Here is a 19,879-nt window from a genome sequence, read left to right as displayed (position 1 = left end):
AGTTCGAAACGCCATGCGCACAAGCCCGCTCAAGCCGCTCGCCGCCGTGACCGGCAGCCTCGTCCTCGCCGCCACCCTCTCCGCCTGCGGCGGCTCCTCCTCCGCCGACTCCAAGGCGGACGAGAAGGTCGTCACCGTCTACAGCGCCGACGGCCTCAAGGGCGAGAAGGGCGACGGCTGGTACGACAAGGTCTTCAAGGACTTCGAGGCGAAGACCGGCATCAAGGTCAAGTACGTCGAGGGCGGCTCGGGCGAGATGGTGCAGCGCGCCGTCCGCGAGAAGTCCAACACGCAGGCCGACGTGCTGGTCACGCTGCCGCCGTTCATCCAGCAGGCCGATGCCAAGGGCCTGTTGCAGTCGTACGTACCGGCCGGCGCCGACAAGGTGCCGGACCCGCAGAAGAACTCCAAGGGCAAGTGGACGGCCGTCGTCAACAACTACTTCGGCTTCGTCTACAACAAGAAGGAGCTCACCCAGGCCCCCAAGACCTGGGAGGAGCTGCTGGACGGCAAGTACAAGAACAAGCTCCAGTACTCCACCCCGGGCGTCGCCGGTGACGGCACCGCCGTCGTCATCAAGGCGATGCACGACTTCGGCGGCAAGGAGGCCGCGATGGAGTACCTGAAGAAGCTCCAGGCCAACAACGTCGGCCCGTCCGCCTCCACCGGCAAGCTCGCGCCCAAGGTCGACAAGGGCGAGCTGCTCGTCGCCAACGGCGATGTGCAGATGAACTACGCCCAGGCCAAGACCATGCCCAACCTCGGCATCTGGTTCCCGGCGACCGGCCCCGGCAAGCCCACCACCTTCGCGCTGCCGTACGCCGCCGGTCTCGTCGACAAAGCCCCGCACACCACCAACGGCAAGAAGCTGCTCGACTTCATGCTGACCGAGCAGGCGCAGCAGGAGGTCAGCGCGATCGGCGGCGGCTTCGCGGCCCGCAGCGACGTCAAGGCCACGGATGCCAACGCGACCGCGCTCGCCCAGCTGACGCAGGGCGTCGAGATCTTCGACCCGAACTGGCTCGACATCAGCACGCACCTGACCGAGTACGTGGACGCCTGGAAGTCCGCGACCGGCAGCTGAACCCCGGTCCCGGGATCCACCAGCTGAATCTCGGTCCCGGGATCCACCAGGTGATCGACCAGGTGAAGATCCGCGCATCTTGACTAGGCTGGGCGCTGTCGGCACCGCACACCGTGGTGCGACCGGCATCGCCCAGCCCCCCGCGCCCACCGGCGCACACCGCAGGAGAGTCCGCCCCATGGCAGAGCGCAAGCCGATCGAATCCTGGCTCACCGACATGGACGGGGTCCTCATCCACGAGGGCACGCCGATCCCGGGTGCGGACGCCTTCATCACCGGGCTCAAGGAGTCGGGCAAGCCCTTCCTGGTCCTGACCAACAACTCGATCTACACCCCGCGCGACCTCCAGGCCCGGCTCGCCCGGATGGGCCTGCACGTCCCCGTCGACAACATCTGGACCTCGGCGCTCGCCACCGCCAAGTTCCTGGACGACCAGCGGCCCGGCGGCACGGCGTACGTCATCGGCGAGGCCGGTCTGACGACCGCGCTGCACGACATCGGGTACGTCCTGACCGACCACGAGCCGGACTACGTGGTCCTGGGCGAGACCCGTACGTACAGCTTCGAGGCGCTGACCAAGGCGATCCGGCTGATCAACGGCGGTGCGCGGTTCATCTGCACCAACCCGGACGAGACCGGGCCGTCCACCGAGGGCCCGCTGCCCGCGACGGGCGCGGTGGCCGCGCTGATCACCAAGGCGACGGGGAAGAAGCCGTACTTCGCGGGGAAGCCGAATCCGTTGATGATGCGGACGGGGTTGAATGCGATCGGGGCGCATTCCGAGACCAGCGCGATGATCGGTGACCGGATGGACACGGATGTCCTGGCCGGACTGGAGGCGGGGATGCAGACGTTTCTCGTGCTGACCGGGCTCACTCGGCCCGAGGATGTGGAGAACTTTCCCTTCCGGCCTTCTACGACTGTCGACTCGATCGCCGATCTGGTGAAGCTGATCTAGTCGCTGCGGACCGTGCGTGGCTTGTCGCGCAGTTCCCCGCGCCCCTAAAGGCAGCCGTCCGGGATGCTGAATGGCGCGGGGTGCAGCCGTTCGGGCGCGTCCCGGATGCGAAATGGCCTCCGTCGCGTGAATCTTCCTTCTAGGAGGTTCACGATGCGTTTTCGACAGGTCACGCTCTGTGCGGCCGTGGCGGTGGCTGCCGCGGTGATGCCCGTGTCCGCCGCTACGGCGGAGTCCGAGCCGCACGGGTCGGTGACGGTGACGCCGTCCACGATCGCGCCGGGCGGTGAGGTGGATCTACGGGTCAGCGTGTGCAGCGGGCGGCAGGCCGTCGGGACCTCGGAGGCCTTCGTGGCGCAGGCGAACTTCGCGCCTGCCGCCGACGGGGGCCTCTTCGCACAGGCCAGGATCCGCTCCGACGCCCAGCCGCGCGACTACGACATCTGGGTCAACTGCAAGGACAGCGCCGGGCAGGCCAGTGGCCGGGTCACGGTCGTCCGCGGCGGCAACCGCGACGGACACGACGGCGACCACCGAGGCCGTCCCACCCCGCACGCCCCCGTCCACGCGGGCGGCGGCGGCACCTCCCGGCTCGCCTCGGACCACCAGCCCACCGAGCAGGGCCCGGGCACCAAGCACGCCGTGATCGGCCTGGCCCTGGCGGCCGTGGCGGCGCTCGCCGTGGCGGGCCGGGGCGTGCGGCGCCGGCGCCGCAGCGACTGAGGAGCCACCCGTGTCCAGCGAGCACGCGTCCGGCACCGGGCGGCTGCTCACCGGGGTCGCCTGGGCGGTCCTGCTGGTCGGCCTGTGGCTGTGGGGCCGCGAGGTCAGCGACGGCCCGGGCGGCAGCTCGGCCCCGACCACGGGCGATGTGGCGGCGGTGGGGCGCCCGCTGGGCGTGGCGCTGCCGCCCGCGCACGACCCGGTGACGGCGGCGGCGCCGCAACGTGTCGAGATCCCGTCGATAGGCGTGACCGCACCCGTCGTGCCGCGCGGCCTGGACACCTCGGGCGCGGTCGACCCGCCGCCGTACGACCGGCCGGGCACGGTCGGCTGGTACGGCGCCGGGGCCCAGCCCGGCGCCCCGGGCGCGGCGCTGCTCGTCGGCCATGTCGACACCGAGAGCAAACCGGCCGTCTTCTACGGCCTGAGCGCCACCCGCCCCGGCCAGAAGGTCGACGTGGTCCGCTCCGACGGCTCGGTCGCCGAGTTCACCATCGACGACGTACGGGTCTTCACACGCGACCGGTTCGACGCGCACAAGGTGTACGGGCCGCGCGAGGCGGGCCGCGCCGAGCTGCGGCTGATCACCTGCGGGGGCACGTACGACCGCAAGGCGCGTACGTATACGGCGAATGTCGTGGTCTCCGCCTATCTGACGGATGTACGGGCGCCGCGTCAGGCGGCGGTCAAGTCCTGAGCGCGCGCGGGCGGTTGGCCCGGGCACCTGGCCCGGCCGACGGCCCGCTCCCCCCGGAGCCGCCGGCCGGGCTGGTCCTCGACCGTGGGCGCGCGGGCTGCGGGAGAAGCCCGGCGCCGCCACGGGAGGCTCAAGGGGAACGGCGTCGCACAAGCGGCCGGGGCTGGGGCCGACGCGACCACTGTAGAACCGGTGTGCGCTTTCGGCCTAGTCCCGGATAACGCCAAGTCGCCCTCCGTGTGCGCTCGGTGGGGATCGCGTCGGTGCGGGACGTCCGGGTGTGCCACGATGGATCGGGGGAAGCGTCCGGGGAAGCACGTTTGAGGGGGATCGGATGTTCCGGAGCTGTGCGCGGGCGGGCGCGGTCGCTGTGGGCGCGGCGCTGCTGCTGACGTCCTGCTCGTCGTCGGACGGTGGCAAGAAGCCGACGGTGGCGCAGCAGCCCAAGTCGGTCGACCCGTTCTGGGTCAACCCGGACGGCAACGCCTCGCGGCAGGTCGCGGCGTACCGCAAGGACGGCGACGACTCCAACGCCGCGCTGATCTCGAAGATCGCGGAGCAGCCGGTCGGGGAGTGGATCGGCCCGGAGAACCCCGAGTCGGAGGCGAAGGGCTTCACCGAGGCCGCGGCCAAGGCCGACCGCACGGCGCTGCTCGTGCTCTACAACATCCCGCACCGCGACTGCGGCCAGTTCTCCAAGGGCGGGGCGGCGGACGGGGACGCGTACCGGGCGTGGGTGGACAAGGTCGCCGCCGGGATCGGTGACCGGGGTGCCACGGTGGTCCTGGAGCCGGACGCGGTCCTGCACCTCGTGGACGGCTGCACCCCGCCCCAGTTCGCCGAGGAGCGGTACGACCTGCTGAAGAAGGCGGTCTCGCGGCTGAAGCAGCAGCCGGGGGTGAAGGTGTACGTGGACGCGGGCAACGCGGGGTGGCAGCAGCCGGACGCCCTTGACGAACCGCTCCGCCGGGCGGGCGTGGACCTGGCCGACGGTTTCGCGGTGAACGTCTCCAACTTCCAGACAACAGCGGCCAGCAAGGACTTCGGCCACAAGCTGTCCGCGAAGCTGTCCGGCAAACACTTCGTGATCGACACCAGCCGCAACGGCAACGGCCCCTACACGGGCGGCGACCCGAAGGAGACCTGGTGCAACCCGCCGGGCCGCGCGCTGGGCGAACGCCCCACGACGCACACCGGTGACCCCCTGGTGGACGCCTACGTCTGGGTCAAGCGCCCCGGCGAATCGGACGGCGACTGCAAGGGCGGGCCGAAGGCGGGGGAGTGGTGGCCGGAGTACGCGCTGGGGCTGTCGCACAACACGAAGTAGCCCCACCCCGCCCCTTAGATGGGCCCTTCGGGCCCTCCTAGGGGCGCGGGGAACTGCGCGAGCAACCCAGCACGGTCCGCAGCCGAAGCGGGGTGCAGGGGCCGCAGGCCCCGCAAAAGGGGTCCGGGGGCGCAGCCCCCGGGAGAACCCACCTCCACCCCCACCCGCCCCCGGCAGGGTTCAGGGAAGGGGCGGGGTGGGGGCCAAAACGCCGCCGCCCCCTACGGCACCTCCACCCACACCGCCTTCGACGGCACGCCCTCCCCGTCCGTGACGAACAGCATGTACCACCCCGGCGGCACCAGGTTGCGGCTCTTGGGAACCGTGACCTGCACACCGTCCGCCGTCTTCGAGACATCCAGCGCGATCGACCGCTGGTCGATGTCCGTGACATGCGTCGTCGCGCTGGGCCGGATCAGCCGGGCCGTCCTGATCGACGCCGCGTCCTTGGACTTGAACACCCCGCTCCCGCCCAGCGCAAGGGACTTGGGCCCCTCGCCCAGGTCGGGCTGCTTGCCCTTGCCCTTGTACAGATACGGCGGCGTATAGATCTCGATGCGCTGCTCGAACACACCCGGTTTCGTGTCGTCCTTGTCGGCGAAGAGCGAGTCGCCGCCGAACGTCACGACCCGTCCATCCGGGAGCAGGATCGACCCCGAGTGATAGTTGCGGCCGACCTCCGGATCCGCCACCCGCCGCATCGTGCCCGTCTTCGCGTCGTAGATCCGCGCCTGGTGCAGATTGGACCCGCCCCGGCCCCGGTAGTCCTTGGAGCCGCCGCTGATCAGCATGGTGTCGTCGGGCAGGACCGACGTCTCGGGGTAGCGGGTGCCGTCGGACAGCGAAGGGCCGTCCTTGAAGGACGGGTCGGGGTCCTTCAGGTCCACGATCCGCGTCTTCTTCGACGACTTCTCGGACTCGCCGACCCCGCCCCCGCCGATCACCATGTACTTCTCGTCCTGCGCCGGCGGCATGAGCACCGTGCCCGACGTCTCCATCTCGGTCGCGTCGCTCAGCCCGGGGATCTTGGTGAACTTGTTGGTCTCGAAGTCCCAGATGCCCGGGTCGCGCCCGACGTTGTCCGGCCCGTACCCCGCGTTGGAGCCCGAGTAGAACAGCTTGCCGTTCTGCAGCAGGAACACCGCCGGGTACGTGGGGAACTGCATGATCCCCTTGGTGTACGTCCACTTCTTGGTCTTCGGGTCGTACACCTCGTTCTTGCCCGGCACCAGCTGCCCGATGTCGTCCAGGCCCGACAGCGCCAGGACCTTGCCGTCGGCCAGCGTCGTCAGCGTCGGGTACCAGCGCGCCTCGTTCATCGGGTCGACGGTGATGTACCGCTCGGCGACCGGGTCGAACTCGTACGCGTCCCGGATCCCCTGGAAGTCCTTCTTGTCCAGGGCGAGTTTCTGCGCGATGCCGTAGACGTTGCGGGTGTCGGAGCCGGTGAGGCCCTGGATGCGGTAGTTGTCCTCGGTGCCGGTCTCGTGCTCGGTGCCGGACTGCTCGGCCTCGACGTAGATCCGCCCGAGCCCGGCCTCCGTACGCAGGAACTTGCCGGTGCTCTTGTCGAAGATCTTCTTCGCGCGCGAGACGAGCACGGGGTCCTTGGAGACGAACGTCTTGCCGTTGGACTTGCCGGTGAACCGGGTGCCCGCGGGCAGCGTGATCGGCTTGTCCGGGTCCTCGTTGTGGACGATCATCAGGCCGCCGGCCTTGGTGACATCGCCCTTGAGCTTCTCGTACCGCTTGGTGCCGCCCGCGATCAGCAGATTGCCGTCGGCCAGCTGGGTGTGGCCGGTGCAGAACAGGTCGTTGGGCGTGTGGATCTTCTTGAAGGTGTTCTTCTCGGGATCCCACAGCACCGTGTCGAACTTCTTCGCGTCGAAGTTCTTGGCGTTGTTGCCGGAGCCCGCGACCAGCAGGATCTTGCCGGTGTGCAGGAGCGCCGCGTGGATCGTGTTGAGGCGGAACTCCTTGGGCATGTCGACCATGTCCCAGTGGCCGTTGTCCGCCTTGTACCCCGGCTGGTTGATCTTGTAGTCGTGGTACTGGTCCGTGGAGAACCGGTACAGCCAGGGCCCGTTGGCGCCCGCGAGCGCGAGGACCACCGCCGTACCGATCGCCCAGCGGCGGGTACGGCGGCTCGGACGGTATCTCATGGGTTACGTCCCCCAAGCACGATCTGCACGGTCTGGTCGTCGGCCGGTCCGTCGGTCCCGGGCCCGGCCTGCGTCCTGGGCTGCGGAAGCGGCTGCGATCCGGCATGGGGTCCGGCCTGCGGAAGCGGCTGCGGTCCGGCCTGGGCCTCGGGGGCCGGGGCCCACTGCGGGCGCTGCTGCGGATGCGGCGGCTGCGCCTGGGCCGGAGGCGCGGGCGGTCCGGACCGGCGCCGCTTGCCGCGCTTCTTCTTCTCCGCCCGTACGGTCCACCGCCAGCCGATGATCGGCGCGGCCGTGATCAGCAGGGCCAGCGCGGCCCAGGTGATCATCGCGGGGTGGCTGTGGCCGTTGAAGAGCGAGGCGATCAGCGAGCCGCCGAAGACCACGATGAAGAACAGGTGGATGCGGAAGGTGCCGAAGAGCGTGTCCGGGCTGGACGAGTCGCCCTTGGGCGTCACCACGAAGGAGCTCTTGCGGCGCAGTACGGCGTCCATCAGCGAGCGGGCGTAGATCGGCGCGGAGAGCGCGGACATCACCATGCCGGCGATCCCGCCGGAACCCTCCGGCTCGTGCGGCGAGACGTTGTGGCGCCGGTTCCAGATGTAGAGCCCGATCTGGAGGGCCGAGGCGTTGCCGTACAGCATCATCCAGATGACCGGGTCGATCTGCACACCCGAGGCGCCCAGGCCCAGGAACAGCGTGCAACTGAGCGCCGCCAGGATCCAGTTGAGGGCCGACATCGGGTAGAAGATGATCATCATCGTGTAGTTGAAGAGCTTGCCGAACGGCAGCGTGGTGAAGCCCTTCCAGTACTGCTTGAGGATCGTCTCGTACGTACCTCTCGACCAGCGCAGCTGCTGGGTGAAGAAGTCGGTCCAGGCGGACGGGCCCTCGCCGACGGCCAGCACGTCCGGGGTGTAGACCGAGCGCCACTTGTTGCCGGTCGCCGGGTTGCTGTGCCGGTGCATCTCGAAGCCGGTGGCCATGTCCTCGGTGATCGAGTCGTACAGGCCGCCGATCTGCTTCAGGGCGCTGATGCGCACCGCGTTGCTGGTACCGACGAACATCGGCGCGCCGTACTTGTTGCCGGCGCGCTGGATCAGCGCGTGGAAGAGGAACTGCTGGGACTCGGCCGCCTTGGTGACGAACGTGTCGTAGTTGCCGTAGACCTGCGGGCCGATGACGAAGCCGACGTCCGGGTCGCGGAAGTAACCGAGCATCCGCTCCAGGTAGTTGGGCAGCGGCACGTGGTCGGTGTCGACCGAGGCGAAGAAGTCGTAGTCGCCGCCGTGCGCCTCCAGCCAGGCGTTGTAGTTGCCGTGCTTGGTCTTGGCGCGGTGCGGGCCCTTGGGCTGGTTCCAGCGGGATATGCCCTTGCGGGAGAAGTGGTGCACCCCGAGGCGCGCACAGACCTCCTTGACCGCCGGGTCGTCGCCCTCGTCGAGCAGCCAGACGTGCATCAGGCCGCGGTGGCGGATGCGGACCGCCGCCTCAAGCGTCTTGGTCACCATCTCCAGCGGCTCCTTGCCGGGCACGAAGGAGGTGAGGAAGGCGACCTTGGTGCCGGTCTCGGGCACCACGGGAATCGGGTCGCGGGCGACCAGGGTCGCGTGCGCGTTCGACAGGACGTTCATCGTCCGGAAGAGCTCGATCAGGCCGATCGAGACCAGCATGACGATGTCCAGGACCAGCAGGGACTGCGAGGCGTGGTCGCGCTTGGTCCAGTGCTCCGGCTGCATCAGCCAGGCGAACAGGCCGAGCGAGACCAGCGGGGCCGCGCCGAGCAGCAGGGCCGCGCGTATCCGGTGCGGCTCCTGCGAGAGGAGCGACCGGTACTGCACGCGGTACGGCTTCGTCGGGTCCGGCTGGGTGAGCGGGCCGGCGAGCCTGCTGTAGTGCTCGTAGTCGTAGCGGGGCAGGGACTTTTTCAGCCGCTGCCGCGCCGCTCCGGCCCGCAGATGCGCGGGGATCCGGAGCTGGGTGGTCTGGGACGGGTCATCGTGTTGCCGGGCGCCGGTCGGCGTCGACGTCATGAGTCATCCCCCCGCACGCAAAGGTCCGCTTGCGTGTGTGTCGTGTTCCTGCGTCCGCGTCGGTCCCCCTCGACCGGTGCGGACGTACTGATGGTCAGTCAGGGGCGGGCCGCACCCTTGTTCTAGACATGGGACGAGACCCTTCCGGTTGCATGATGCCTTCATCGGCACCGATTGATGAACGGGGCCCCCACCCCGTGGTCCGCACAACCGGGACATTCCCCTCCGAATCGCTCGCGCGGCCCCTCGTGCCCTCCAACTGATGGAGCCGCGCACCCCCTTGGGGCCAATGGGCCCCCAGTCAGGTTTCTATGTCGACCGGCTTGATCGCAAGGGTGAAACAAGCTGTTTACCGGTCATACACGGGCTTTACGGGGCGCTTGTGCAGGGCGTGCGGATTTCGGGTAGAGCTCCCGTGGCAGTGCGACGCGCCGCATGGCACCGGAGGCGCGGGCGTGCGCCGGGGAAAACGACCGCGACCCCCTCACCGATGGTGAGGGGGTCGCGACTGTCTGTGCGCCGCCAGGGACTCGAACCCCGGACCCGCTGATTAAGAGTCAGCTGCTCTAACCAACTGAGCTAGCGGCGCCTGCTGACAACAAGAACTCTACCGGACGCGGACGGGTGGTTCTGACCGGCGACGCGCGATGAGATGTTCGTTTCATCCGTTTTGATCCGTCACAATGCGATTTGTGCGGACAGTTGGAAAGCTGTCGGCCCGTGCAGAAGCGCAGAAAAGATCTTCAAAGGCCACGAGATCTCCGAGAGCGGCAGGTGACGGGTATGGCGGCGGTGCTGGAGTTGCCGCAGTTCGAGGAGTACGAACCGGGTGCGTGCGGGTGCGCGGGGTGCGCGGAACGGCGGCGCTCGGCCGCCCGACCGCTCCGCGCCGGCGGCGCCCGCCGCGCGATCGTCCTGGCGACGGCGGCGGGGGTGGTCCTGAGCGGCACCGCCGCCGCGGCGGACGGGGGTGGCCGGGACGTCGGCGTCGGCCATGGTCCGGCTGCCGGGCACCCCACCCCCCACGACCGCGCCCTCGACGGCGACGGTGCGACGGGGGCGGACGACGAGCCCGTCACCGCGCAGGGTGTGACCAGCGCGTTGCACGGGAGCCCGGCCGGTGTCGGCGGACTGACGCCGCCGCGACGGCTTCAGCCGATGACCCGGGCCGACATCGTCAACCGGGCCAAGAAGTGGGTGAGTGCCCAGGTCCCGTACAGCATGGACGAGTACTGGTCGGACGGGTACCGCCAGGACTGCTCCGGCTTCGTCTCCATGGCCTGGAACCTCGGCACCAACGAGTGGACCGGCAGCCTCGCCACCTTCGCGGTGCGGATCACCAAGGACGAGCTCCAGCCCGGCGACATGCTGCTCTTCCACAACCCCGACAACCCGACCCGCGGCTCGCACGTCGTGATCTTCGGCGGCTGGACCGACTACACGCACACCTATTACGTCGCGTACGAGCAGACGCCCCCCAACGCCCGCAAGCAGTCGACCCCGTACGCGTACTGGAGCAACTCCACCCGCTATCTGCCCTACCGCTACAAGGGCCTCAGCAACGGGACCTCCGGAACGCTCCCGGCCACCGCGACGGACAGCGCCCCGGACAAGTCCGCCCCGGACAAGCCCTCCACGGCCTTCCCGGGCGCGGCCTCCTTCGGGCCGGGCGCCAACAACGCCAACGTCACCCGTCTCGGCCAGATGCTCGTCGCGCGCGGCGGCAAGCGCTTCTACACCGAGGGCCCGGGACCGCGCTGGGGCGACGCGGACCGGCGGGCGACCGAGGCGTTCCAGCGGGCGCAGGGCTGGACCGGCACGGAGGCCGACGGGCTGCCCGGCCCCGACACCTGGAGCCTGCTCGTCAAGGGCACGGGCAGGGACATCCCCGCCGCCCGCACCCCGGCGGTCACCGCGACCCCGGCGTCCTTCGTGACGGCGCCCGCCTACCCCGGCGCGGGGTACTTCCGCCCTGGTCAGTCCAGTACGTACGTGACCGACCTCGGCCGCCGGCTCGTGCTGAAGGGCTTCGGCCGCTACTACACATCCGGCCCCGGACCCGACTGGGAAGAGGCCGACCGCCGCAACGTCGAGGCGTTCCAGCGTGCCCAGGGCTGGCGCGGCGCCGAGGCCGACGGCTACCCCGGCCCCGAGACCTGGCGGCGGCTCTTCGCATGACGGAGGTATCGATGCAGCAGACGAAGACGACGGACGGCGGCGACGGTGGCCGGGCCGGGGACACCCCGGGGCGGCGGGTCGCGGTGATCAAGGGCGAATCCACCGCCGAGATCCCGGTGCATCTGCTGTTCCGGGACGACACGGGGTCCAACCCGGTGGTGCCGCAGCCCCTCGCTCCGGTCCCGGCCCGCCGTGCCGTGCCCACCACGCCCCTCCCCGCGCCCGCCCGTCCCGCCACGCCCGGTGACCCGGGGCTCGTCGAGCGGCCCGGGCCCGTGCTGCCCGGGGTGGTCGCGGTCGGGGCGGGAGTCGCCGCGCTCGCCGGGTGCGCGGCGGTGATCTGGTCGGCCCGGGTGCTTCCGGCCGCGCTGACGGGGGTGCCGCGTCTGCACTCGTATACACATGGAGGGACGGGCATCGGCCCGGCGCGCTGGGCGCTGCTCGTGCTCGGGGTGGCTCTCGCGGTCGTCTGCTTCGGCGGGCTCGGGCGGGGCCGGGTCGGGGGTGCCTGGGTGCTGTCGCTCTTCGGTGACTACCGGGGGAGCGTGCGGCGTACGGGGCTGATGTGGACGAACCCGCTGCTGCTGCGCCGCCGGGTCGACGTACGGCTGAGGCACTGGCGCAGCGAGCCGATGCCCGCGGTCGACGCCGACGGCACGGCGCTGCGGGTGGTGGTCCTGGTGGTGTGGCGGGTCAGGGACACCGCGCGGGCGGCGCTCGCCGTCGAGGACCACGTCGTCTATCTGCGCGAACAGGTGGAGGCGGCGATGGCCCGGGTCCTCTCCCAGCTCCCGGCCGACGCCTTCCACGACGACGCCCCGACCCTGCGCGACGCGGAGGCCGTCGGGGACGCGCTGACCCGGCTGCTCAAGGCGGAGGCTGCGCCGGTCGGGATCGAGGTGTACTCGGCGCAGCCCACCGTGATCGAGTACGCGCCCGAGGTCGCGGCCGCGATGCGGCGGCGCCGGGTCGCGGCGATCGACGCCCGGCACCGGGACGCGGTGCTGACGTCGGTGGTGGACGCGGTCGAGGACACGGTCACCCGGCTCACCTCGCGCGGCCTGGTCGAGCTCGACGACTACGAGCGCAGGGCGCTGGTGAAGGACCTGACGGTGGCGTTCTATACGGGGAGGGGTGGGGCGGAGGGAGCGTAGGGAGGGGTTCGGGCGAGCGGGAGACCCGGCCGTGTGATTGGTCTGGACATGCTCAACTGGCGTGAATAGTCTGGTAGTTGGTCCAGACCAAGACTGGACCATGCTCCATCACGGACGCGCGCGTGCCCGATCCCGGAACTCCCCCACGTTCTCCAGGAGCGTCAGCATGCGGAAAAAGAAGCTGGGCGCGGCCGTGGTCGCGCTCGTGGCGGCGGGGACCTCCCTGCTGGCCACTTCGACCGCGAGCAGCCACGGCTACACCGATCAGCCACTGAGCCGCCAGAAGGTGTGCGCCAACGCCCACGACTGCGGCGAAATACAGTGGGAGCCGCAGTCCGTCGAGGGACCCAAGGGCTTCCCGGACGCCGGGCCCGACGACGGCACGATCTGCGCGGGCGGCAACAGCAGGTTCGCCGAGCTGGACGATCCGCGCGGCGGCACCGGCTGGCCCACGACCCAGCTGACGGCAGGTCAGACGTACACCTTCCGCTGGCAGTTCACGGCCATGCACGCCACCACGGACTTCACGTACTACATCACCAGAGACGGCTGGGACCCGAGCCGGCCGCTCACCCGGGACGCGCTCGACCCGCAGCCGTTCCTGACCGTCCCCTTCTACGGCCAGCGGCCGCCGTCCACGCTCTCCCACGAGGGCACCATCCCCGCCGGCAAGACGGGCCGCCATCTGATCCTCGCGGTCTGGACGATCGCGGACACGGGCAACGCGTTTTACGCCTGTTCGGACGTGCAGTTCTGAAACTTCCGCGTGCCTCGGACTACCCAGGGGCGCGGGGAACTGCGCGACCAGCCCCCACCGGCGCGCAGCCGAAATGCGAAACGACCGCCGGGCAAGCTCATAACGAGCCCGCCCGGCGGTCGTACGCGTACGGGGCTTACGCCACCAGCTCACCCTCCGGCTCGGGAGCCCGCGCGGGCTCGGCCGCCGCGGTGCCGCGCAGCATCGCCACCGCAAGGACCGCCGTACCCAGAAGCAGCACCGTGCCGCCGACCGCCGCGTACTGCATCCCGTGGACGAAGGCCTCCCGGGCCGTCGTCACCAGCGCGTGGTCGGCGCTCGCGACGGCCGCGCCCAGGGTCTCGCGGGCGGCGGGCGGAGCCGAGTCGGGCATGTCGGAGCGGTAGACCGCGGTGCCGATCGAGCCCAGGACCGCCATACCGAGCGCGCCGCCGAACTCCTGGCCGGTCTCCAGGAGCGAGGCCGCCGAACTAGCCTTCTCGGCCGGGGCCGATGCCAGCGCCATGTCGGAGACGAGCGCCATCACCGTGACGATGCCGCTGGCGATCACCGCGGCGCCGGTCAGTACGAGCCAGAGGGAGTCGGTGCCGGTGAGGGCGAGGATGCCGTAGCCCGCGCCGCCGATCATGAAGCCCGCCGCGATGACCGGGGCCTTGCCGACCTTCGCCGCCACGGCCGTGGCCGTCGGGGCCGCGATGCCCACCGCGACCGAGGGGGCCAGCGACCACAGAGCCGCCTCCATGGTGCCCATGCCGAGCACCGACTGGAGGTACTGCGTGGTGAAGTACGCGGAGCCCATCATCGCGAAGGCGGCGACGGCGTTGAGCGAGATCCCGGCGCCGAAGACGCGGTCGCGGAAGAGTTCACGGCTGATCATCGCGTCCCGCTTGGTGCGCTGGCGGCGGACGAAGACCCAGCCGATCGCGAGGCCCGCGGCCACCGAGAGCAGTCGCGCCCAGCTGAAGCCCTCGGCCGCGAACTCCTTCAGCCCGTACACCACCGGCAGCACCGCGCCCATCGACAGCGGCACGCTCAGCAGGTCGAACTTGCCGGGCGCCGGGTCCTTGAACTCGGGGACCAGGAGCGGGACGAGGACCAGCAGGAGCAGCATCGCGGGCACGTTGATCAGGAACACCGAGCCCCACCAGAAGTGCTCCAGCATCACCCCGCTCATCACCGAGCCGAGCGCGATGCCGCCCGCCATGGCGCCCGACCAGATGCCGATCGCCTGCCCGCGCTGCTTGTCGTCGCGGAACATGTTGCGGACCAGGCCCATGGTGGAGGGCATCAGGGTGGCCCCGCCGACGCCGAGCAGGGCGCGGGCCGCGATGAGCATCTCGGCGCTGGTCGCGTACGCCGCCGTCACCGAGGCGAGGCCGAACGCCGTCGCGCCGATCAGCAGCAGCTTGCGGCGCCCGATCCGGTCACCGAGCGACCCCATCGTGATGAGCAGCCCGGCGAGCGCGAAGGCGTACACGTCGAAGATCCACAGCTGCTGGGTGGCGCTCGGGTCCAGCTCCCGGGTGATCGACGGGATGGCGAAGTAGAGGACGGAGACGTCCATCGAGACCAGGAGGAGCGGCAGCAGGAGGACGACGAAGGCGGTCCATTCCTTGCGGCCGGCTCGGAGGCCGGTCGGGCTGCTCGGGCTGTTCGTGCGCGGCGAGTGCGTCATGACAGGAACTGTACGGCTGTTTAAAACACTTGTCTAGAACGTTTGTATAAGACATGCGTACGGCCCCTTCCCGAGGTGCGGGAAGGGGCCGTACGCAAGGCAGTTGACGACAGACGGGCTAGGGGTTGGGCTGCCAGGGAGGGGTCTGATTCCACCCCCACCGGGGCACGCGGGCGCCGGTCCCCTCCACCGGCGGCGGGTTCGGCCCGGAGTAGAGGAGCGCCATACGGGTGCCCCACTCGATGTAGTACGCGAACACCGCGCGGAACTCCGGGTCGCCCGCGAGCCCCACCTCGTCCGCCGAGTCCATCAGCAGCGCGATCCAGCGCCGCCGCTGCTCCTCGGTGATACCGCGGCCGAGGTGGCGCGCGGCCATGTGGTCGTGGCCGCCGTGGGAGGCGGTGTAGTCGGCGGGCCCGCCGAAGACCTCGGCGAGCCAGACGGCGACGTGGTGGGGGTGCTCGGGCGGAGCGCCCGCGAACACCGGCGCGAGCACGGGGTCCTTGTGCACATGCCCGTAGAACACTTCGGTCAGCCGGTCGAGGGCGGCCTGACCGCCCATCCACTCAAAGATGTTGGGCGTACCCGGACTGTCGTCGCTCATGCACGATCCTCACTCACTCTCCGGTGCGGATGTCTCCGGCGGACGGTCGGGCCCCTGGGCGCGCACTTCCCGTACGCGTTCCAGGGAGTCGCGCAGATCCCCGAGCCAGTCGTCGGTGTGACTCTGCACCAGTCGTACGCACCAGGCGAGCGCATCACTACGACTGCGGGCGACCCCGCCGGCGACCAGGGTGTCGAGAACCTGCCGCTCCGGCTGCCGCAGCCGGGTCATGACGGGCGCCGCGACATGCGTGAACAGAGCCCGCCGCCCCCCGCACTCCGCCCCCCACGACACCTTCCGCCCATACCGATGCTCGGCCTCCCGCGCCACGGCGATCCGCTCGTCCCGGGTGCGCTCCCGAAACTCCTGGATACGCCCGTCGAGCGCGGCGTCCCGCTCGACGGGGGACGCGTTGTCGCTGACCTTGGGCTCGGGGATACGCCCGATGACGGTGATCTCCTCACGGTCGACCACCACCTCCACCAGACGCTCATAGAGATCGTCCGGTATGCGACCGGAAAACCAGCCGCGAAGCTGCTCGTGCTGTTCGGCTGTAATCATGTAATCAACGTTACTCGGGCGGGGTGGTTTGTCGAGGGTGTTCGCCGTGGGGGAACGCGGACAGCGTCCGTCGCGTCCCGGCGGCCGATCGAGGACGTGGATCACCCTGGCGTCCACGTCCTAGGATTGCGCCTCCACGCAGTAGGAACCGTGAAGCTGAAGAGCGTGGTCGCATCGAAGGCACCGCACTCCTTGGGGGAGTAGCCGTCCCGGTTCTCGGAGTCGGCGAGGAGGTGGGTGGGGTTGTCTTCGCCTGGCTGTCTACGGCGCTTGGACGACCGGCAGGAGGTTGTCAGGCGAGTCGAGCCAGACTCGTTCGCCGCCGCCGTCCACGACGAGCCCGAAGCGATCGAATCCGGGGCGGCCTTGCTCATCCCACCACTGGTGGGCCGACTCCACTTCGTCCCAGAGTCGGCGTGGACCCGATTGCCAGACGCGCGCGTGGTCGCCGTCGCGGAACTGCACGCACGCCCACGAGCGGTCGGTGAGCCCGTAGAACCACACGGGCCGGGCCCCATCGGCTTTGGCGGCAACGACGCGCACGCTGTCGCGCACCCGCAGCCCCAGTGCGAACTCCTGCGGCTTGAACCGGCCGCCCACGAACTCGCCTTCCGTGATCGTGGTGGACGACTCGTCGCCGTCGGCGACGCCGCCCTTGACGTACTCGGCATGGACGACGGCCGGCAGTCGCTGCGCCCGCAGTTTCATGAACTCCACGGGGCCCGTGAACGGCCCCGACGCGCTCTTGCCGTCATCGGCCACGGTCAGTCGGGCCACAGCGTCACCATTGCTGTAGTCCGTCCCCCACGGGGCCACGATCACCCCGCCGGGTCGGCTCTGCTCCACCCACGCGAAGGGGATGGACCGCAGCCCGCACGTGGCAATGATCCGGTCGTACGGCGCCTCTTCCCGGTGCCCCTTGAAGCCGTCGCCGTGGACCACCCGGGCGGGCAGACCGAAGCGGTCGAGAGCCGCCCGCGCGGTCGCCGCCACCGCCTCGTCCACCTCAACGGTGACGACGTTCTCGGGGCCGAGCCGGTGGGCGAGCAGGGCGGCGTTCCAGCCCGTGCCGGTGCCGATCTCCAAGACCCGGTTCCCGGCCTGGACGTCCAGGTCCCGGAGCATGGAGAACACCACACTCGGCATCGATGCGGAGCTCGTCGAGACCGCTCCGGGCTCCGTGCCGGAATGCTCGCCGTCGTCCCACTGCGTGACGATGGGCGCGTCCGCCTCGGCATACCGCTGCCACACGTCGGGATCACGCCGCTTGTCCACGGCGACGCTGCCACCCGCCTCCATGTCGAAGGGCCACATGAGGTCGGGCAGGAAGGCGAACCGACGCACGGCGGCAAATGCCGGCATCCAGTCGGAAGAGAGGAGGCCGCCGGCCGTGAGTACTCGTCCCAACTCCGCCCACTCCGCGGACTCTTCGTGCCCGTCAGCCGTCACGGGATGACGCTCGGCTGGGGCGGGTTCGGTACGCCGGGGCCCCCGTCCGGGGTCGGCGGCTGGTGCGGGCCGGGATACGGCTCGCCCGGAAGCTTGTCGCCACCGTTCCCACTGTCGTCGCGCAGGATGAGATTCACTGTGCGCTCTCCTTCGGCATGGCCGACACGGGATCGCTCCCGCGCTGCCGTCCTACCCGCTCCGGCCTGATGGCGCCGGATGCGGGTCCCACCACTGCCGTCTTGCCCTTGCACTTGGAGTACGGCCTGGCTGCCGGGCAGGGGCGGAATCGTTGAACAACGGGACCTAGGCCGTCCGCGTGTGCGGCAACCGGGGCTCACCGGTCCTCCCCCCGCCGGGCGCGCTCGGCCAGCCGCTCCGCGATGTCGGCGGGCAGGTGGCCGATGTGCACGAGCGGCCGCCCGTGGTGCGTGGCAGATCCTCGGACGCTGTTGATCGTCCGCTCAGGCGCGCCCGCCAAGCGGTCGGCGCTTGGGGTCTCGGGTTCGCTGTCCACAGTGGCCACCACGCATCTCCCCTCGATGCCGCGTCATGGGGCGCGTCCTTGGTTGCTCGGGCTAGAGAGCGACCGTAGAGCGGCCGCGAGTCAACTACCAAGAAAATTGCGCGAGTTTGCAGCAGGCCGATAGACTGGGGCGAACGTCTCGCGCACGATCCCTGTGTCACGCAAACCTGCGCAAGGCGGCGGACGGGAGAGCAACCATGAAGTTACGGTTCCTCGGTAAGAACTCCACCCCCGGAGACAGCCCCACGCTCGACGCCAGCGACCAGGACAGCTACGTCATCCAAGGCTGGAAGGTCTTCGCCAACGAACTGCTCATGCAGCTCGATGTGCCCGAAGGGCAGACGGTCGTCGAGGTGCCGACCGAGCTGTTCGAGCACCTGACCAAGGACGGCCAAGTGTCCGGCGAGGTCAGGAAGTTCACCGCCCCGATCATGCTCGTCACAGAACAGGGCACGTGCGTGCTCCAGGGCCCCGAAATGCACGATCCTGAAGCCCTGAGCCAGATGCGCCTGCCCGACTACGAGACCTGCATCGAGGTCCCCAGGTCCTCGATCACGGCCCTGTTGGAGGAAGACGATGGACCTGATCACTCCTGCTCAGCGTGACGAGCTGTTCAACAGCTTCGAACGCGACGCCTTCCACCTGGAGCTCAGAGACGACTACGGATCTCCGATCGAGGACACGCCGTACGCCCGATGGCAGCGGGGCGAACCCGATGACTACGCCTGGCTCGACGAGTGGATGGCCTTGATGAAGCGGGTCACCGGCGAAGGCAAGACGGTGCGCCGCGTGCGGGTGGTGTCGGAGCCGCACAGCCAGTACGTCACGTGGGAGCGCTCGCTGACCCACCTCAACATCGACGTCGGCGAGGACATCCGGTGGCTACCGCGGCACCGCTTGCCCGACGGCATCACCTTCCCCGTGGACGGCGATGACTGGTGGCTCTACGACGACCGGCTGCTGGCCGTCGGCCGCTTCGACCCGGAGGGCCGTGTCCTGGGTTCCGAGATCATCGAGGACCCTGACACCGTGGCCGCATGCGTCCGCGTACGCGATCTGCTCTGGGCCGATGCCGTCCCGCACGTCGAGTACAAGCCCTGATCCATCAGTGAGTCACCAAGCACAAGAAGCACGAGAGGCGCTGGGTGCCCGGCTTCGCGGATTCCGCAAGGATGCGGGGTTCGCCAGCGGCCGGGCATTCGCCGTGGCCACCGGGTGGGCGGAGTCGAAGGTCTCCCGGCTGGAGAACGGCAAGCAGAACCCCAGCGAAGCCGACATCCGCACTTGGTGCATCACCACCGACCGGCCAGAGCAGATCCCCGACCTGATCGCGACCGTCCGGCACATCGACGAGCTGTGGCTGGAGTGGCGCCGGCAGCTGGAGCCCGGCGCGGAAGAACGACAGAGGAAGGCCTTGCCGGTCTACGCCAGGACGAAGGTCTTCCGTATCTGGCACCCGACGCTGGTGTGGGGGACGCTCCAGACGGCGGAGTACGCGGCGGAGACCTTCCGCCAGGTCGTGGACTACTACGAGATCCCGGACGACGTAGAAGCCGCCACGGCCAAGCGACTGGAACGGCAGCAGTACCTGTACCGCGGCAACCGGATCTTCAACGTCGTCCTCGGTGAGCAGGCGCTCTACACCAACTTCGGCGGGCCGGAGGTGATGTTGGGGCAGCTCGACCGCCTGCTGGCGGTGATGCGGCTGCCCCGGATGAGCCTGGGCATCATCCCGCGCTCCGCACCTGTGGGGATCTGGCCCGGCAACTCGTTCTCGATGTTCGACGACAAGCTCGTCCTGGTGGAGACCTACTCGGCGGAGTTCTCCGTCACGCAGCCCCGAGAGATCGAGCTGTACACCAAGGCGTTCGCCCTCTTGCAACGATCAGCCGTCTACGGCACCACGGTCCGGGACCTGATCCTCGCCGCCATCCAGCATTTTGATCAGATGCCGAAGGACTAGGAGGTCGCGATGCAGAGGCCCCCGGAGGTCG

General features: G+C 69.8%; 19 protein-coding genes and 1 tRNA gene. 11 read left to right on the top strand and 9 right to left on the bottom strand.

Annotated elements, in window-relative coordinates; all coding sequences use genetic code 11:
* The first annotated feature begins 13 nt into the window (after positions 1-13).
* The 5 genes from BG418_RS36060 (at position 14) to BG418_RS36040 (ending at position 4,789) form a co-directional block, all read left to right on the top strand.
* Positions 14-1,084 (top strand): 2-aminoethylphosphonate ABC transporter substrate-binding protein, encoded by a 1,071-nt coding sequence (locus tag BG418_RS36060; RefSeq protein ID WP_188278258.1) that lies wholly within the window; start codon positions 14-16, stop codon positions 1,082-1,084.
* Between the two features lie 178 nt (positions 1,085-1,262).
* Positions 1,263-2,042, top strand: coding sequence for an HAD-IIA family hydrolase (locus BG418_RS36055; RefSeq protein ID WP_188278257.1), 780 nt, complete (start codon positions 1,263-1,265; stop codon positions 2,040-2,042).
* A gap of 153 nt (positions 2,043-2,195) precedes the next feature.
* Positions 2,196-2,765: a hypothetical protein gene (locus tag BG418_RS36050; RefSeq protein ID WP_188278256.1), complete on the top strand. Its 570-nt coding sequence runs from the start codon at positions 2,196-2,198 to the stop codon at positions 2,763-2,765.
* Between the two features lie 10 nt (positions 2,766-2,775).
* Positions 2,776-3,462 (top strand): class F sortase, encoded by a 687-nt coding sequence (locus BG418_RS36045; RefSeq protein WP_188278255.1) that lies wholly within the window; start codon positions 2,776-2,778, stop codon positions 3,460-3,462.
* 334 nt (positions 3,463-3,796) lie between these two features.
* Positions 3,797-4,789, top strand: a complete 993-nt coding sequence (locus BG418_RS36040) for a glycoside hydrolase family 6 protein (RefSeq protein WP_188278254.1) — start codon at positions 3,797-3,799, stop codon at positions 4,787-4,789.
* Positions 4,790-5,010: 221 nt separating this feature from the next.
* Here BG418_RS36040 and BG418_RS36035 read toward each other — a convergent pair whose 3' ends face one another.
* The 3 genes from BG418_RS36035 to BG418_RS36025 all read right to left on the bottom strand — a co-directional run bounded on the left by BG418_RS36035 (position 5,011) and on the right by BG418_RS36025 (position 9,573).
* On the bottom strand, positions 5,011-6,951 hold the full coding sequence (locus tag BG418_RS36035) for a kelch motif-containing protein (RefSeq protein ID WP_188278253.1): 1,941 nt from the start codon (positions 6,949-6,951) through the stop codon (positions 5,011-5,013).
* Positions 6,948-8,984 carry a glycosyltransferase family 2 protein gene (locus BG418_RS36030; RefSeq protein WP_188278252.1) on the bottom strand — a complete coding sequence of 679 codons (2,037 nt, stop codon included), beginning with the start codon at positions 8,982-8,984 and terminating at the stop codon, positions 6,948-6,950. The genes BG418_RS36035 and BG418_RS36030 overlap by 4 nt, the downstream gene beginning before the upstream one ends.
* 515 nt (positions 8,985-9,499) lie before the next feature.
* Positions 9,500-9,573: transfer RNA gene (locus BG418_RS36025), tRNA-Lys, on the bottom strand.
* A gap of 206 nt (positions 9,574-9,779) precedes the next feature.
* Here BG418_RS36025 and BG418_RS40325 point away from each other — a divergent pair.
* From BG418_RS40325 to BG418_RS36015, 3 genes are all read left to right on the top strand, one after another.
* Positions 9,780-11,162, top strand: a complete 1,383-nt coding sequence (locus BG418_RS40325; protein WP_223185963.1) for a peptidoglycan-binding protein — start codon at positions 9,780-9,782, stop codon at positions 11,160-11,162.
* 11 nt (positions 11,163-11,173) lie between these two features.
* Positions 11,174-12,316: an SPFH domain-containing protein gene (locus tag BG418_RS40320; protein WP_399001607.1), complete on the top strand. Its 1,143-nt coding sequence runs from the start codon at positions 11,174-11,176 to the stop codon at positions 12,314-12,316.
* A 166-nt stretch (positions 12,317-12,482) separates the two neighbouring features.
* A complete protein-coding gene (locus BG418_RS36015) occupies positions 12,483-13,073 on the top strand; it encodes a lytic polysaccharide monooxygenase (protein ID WP_188278251.1) in 591 nt (196 codons plus the stop codon).
* Positions 13,074-13,209: 136 nt separating this feature from the next.
* Here the strand turns inward: BG418_RS36015 and BG418_RS36010 are convergent, their stop codons facing one another.
* The 6 genes from BG418_RS36010 to BG418_RS35985 all read right to left on the bottom strand — a co-directional run bounded on the left by BG418_RS36010 (position 13,210) and on the right by BG418_RS35985 (position 17,885).
* Positions 13,210-14,748 (bottom strand): MFS transporter, encoded by a 1,539-nt coding sequence (locus tag BG418_RS36010; protein WP_188278250.1) that lies wholly within the window; start codon positions 14,746-14,748, stop codon positions 13,210-13,212.
* A 118-nt stretch (positions 14,749-14,866) separates the two neighbouring features.
* Positions 14,867-15,352 carry a group II truncated hemoglobin gene (locus BG418_RS36005; RefSeq protein ID WP_188278249.1) on the bottom strand — a complete coding sequence of 162 codons (486 nt, stop codon included), beginning with the start codon at positions 15,350-15,352 and terminating at the stop codon, positions 14,867-14,869.
* Positions 15,353-15,361: 9 nt separating this feature from the next.
* Positions 15,362-15,913: a hypothetical protein gene (locus BG418_RS36000; RefSeq protein ID WP_188278248.1), complete on the bottom strand. Its 552-nt coding sequence runs from the start codon at positions 15,911-15,913 to the stop codon at positions 15,362-15,364.
* A 261-nt stretch (positions 15,914-16,174) separates the two neighbouring features.
* The gene (locus BG418_RS35995) at positions 16,175-17,275 is read right to left on the bottom strand and encodes a methyltransferase domain-containing protein (protein ID WP_188278247.1); all 1,101 of its coding nucleotides are present in this window, start codon (positions 17,273-17,275) and stop codon (positions 16,175-16,177) included.
* A gap of 83 nt (positions 17,276-17,358) precedes the next feature.
* On the bottom strand, positions 17,359-17,499 hold the full coding sequence (locus BG418_RS35990) for a hypothetical protein (protein ID WP_188278246.1): 141 nt from the start codon (positions 17,497-17,499) through the stop codon (positions 17,359-17,361).
* A 197-nt stretch (positions 17,500-17,696) separates the two neighbouring features.
* Complete coding sequence (locus BG418_RS35985) at positions 17,697-17,885, bottom strand: hypothetical protein (protein ID WP_188278245.1); 189 nt, start codon at positions 17,883-17,885, stop codon at positions 17,697-17,699.
* Positions 17,886-18,082: 197 nt separating this feature from the next.
* Here BG418_RS35985 and BG418_RS35980 point away from each other — a divergent pair, with 197 nt between their 5' ends.
* Genes BG418_RS35980 through BG418_RS35970 form a run of 3 tightly spaced genes read left to right on the top strand, consistent with a single transcriptional unit; the run spans position 18,083 to position 19,848 of the window.
* On the top strand, positions 18,083-18,490 hold the full coding sequence (locus BG418_RS35980; protein WP_188278244.1) for a hypothetical protein: 408 nt from the start codon (positions 18,083-18,085) through the stop codon (positions 18,488-18,490).
* Positions 18,462-18,986 (top strand): DUF6879 family protein, encoded by a 525-nt coding sequence (locus BG418_RS35975; RefSeq protein ID WP_188278243.1) that lies wholly within the window; start codon positions 18,462-18,464, stop codon positions 18,984-18,986. Before BG418_RS35980 ends, BG418_RS35975 begins: the two co-directional genes overlap by 29 nt.
* A gap of 7 nt (positions 18,987-18,993) precedes the next feature.
* On the top strand, positions 18,994-19,848 hold the full coding sequence (locus tag BG418_RS35970; protein ID WP_188278242.1) for a Scr1 family TA system antitoxin-like transcriptional regulator: 855 nt from the start codon (positions 18,994-18,996) through the stop codon (positions 19,846-19,848).
* Positions 19,849-19,879 lie beyond the last annotated feature (31 nt).

This window comes from Streptomyces sp. CBMA152 (assembly GCF_014596475.1).
GTDB lineage: Bacteria > Actinomycetota > Actinomycetes > Streptomycetales > Streptomycetaceae > Streptomyces.
The sequence above is the reverse complement of the archived record's forward strand: the minus strand, read 5'-3'. Positions and strand labels throughout refer to the sequence as shown.

Bases quoted from the DNA above. Each gene is read 5' to 3' on its own strand.
- BG418_RS36060 (WP_188278258.1), top strand. From the start codon at position 14: ATGCGCACAAGCCCGCTCAAGCCGCTCGCCGCCGTGACCGGCAGCCTC.
- BG418_RS36055 (WP_188278257.1), top strand. From the start codon at position 1,263: ATGGCAGAGCGCAAGCCGATCGAATCCTGGCTCACCGACATGGACGGG.
- BG418_RS36050 (WP_188278256.1), top strand. From the start codon at position 2,196: ATGCGTTTTCGACAGGTCACGCTCTGTGCGGCCGTGGCGGTGGCTGCC.
- BG418_RS36040 (WP_188278254.1), top strand. From the start codon at position 3,797: ATGTTCCGGAGCTGTGCGCGGGCGGGCGCGGTCGCTGTGGGCGCGGCG.
- BG418_RS36035 (WP_188278253.1), bottom strand. From the start codon at position 6,951: ATGAGATACCGTCCGAGCCGCCGTACCCGCCGCTGGGCGATCGGTACG.
- BG418_RS36030 (WP_188278252.1), bottom strand. From the start codon at position 8,984: ATGACGTCGACGCCGACCGGCGCCCGGCAACACGATGACCCGTCCCAG.
- BG418_RS40320 (WP_399001607.1), top strand. From the start codon at position 11,174: ATGCAGCAGACGAAGACGACGGACGGCGGCGACGGTGGCCGGGCCGGG.
- BG418_RS36015 (WP_188278251.1), top strand. From the start codon at position 12,483: ATGCGGAAAAAGAAGCTGGGCGCGGCCGTGGTCGCGCTCGTGGCGGCG.
- BG418_RS36010 (WP_188278250.1), bottom strand. From the start codon at position 14,748: ATGACGCACTCGCCGCGCACGAACAGCCCGAGCAGCCCGACCGGCCTC.
- BG418_RS36005 (WP_188278249.1), bottom strand. From the start codon at position 15,352: ATGAGCGACGACAGTCCGGGTACGCCCAACATCTTTGAGTGGATGGGC.
- BG418_RS36000 (WP_188278248.1), bottom strand. From the start codon at position 15,913: ATGATTACAGCCGAACAGCACGAGCAGCTTCGCGGCTGGTTTTCCGGT.
- BG418_RS35995 (WP_188278247.1), bottom strand. From the start codon at position 17,275: ATGCCGGCATTTGCCGCCGTGCGTCGGTTCGCCTTCCTGCCCGACCTC.
- BG418_RS35980 (WP_188278244.1), top strand. From the start codon at position 18,083: ATGAAGTTACGGTTCCTCGGTAAGAACTCCACCCCCGGAGACAGCCCC.
- BG418_RS35975 (WP_188278243.1), top strand. From the start codon at position 18,462: ATGGACCTGATCACTCCTGCTCAGCGTGACGAGCTGTTCAACAGCTTC.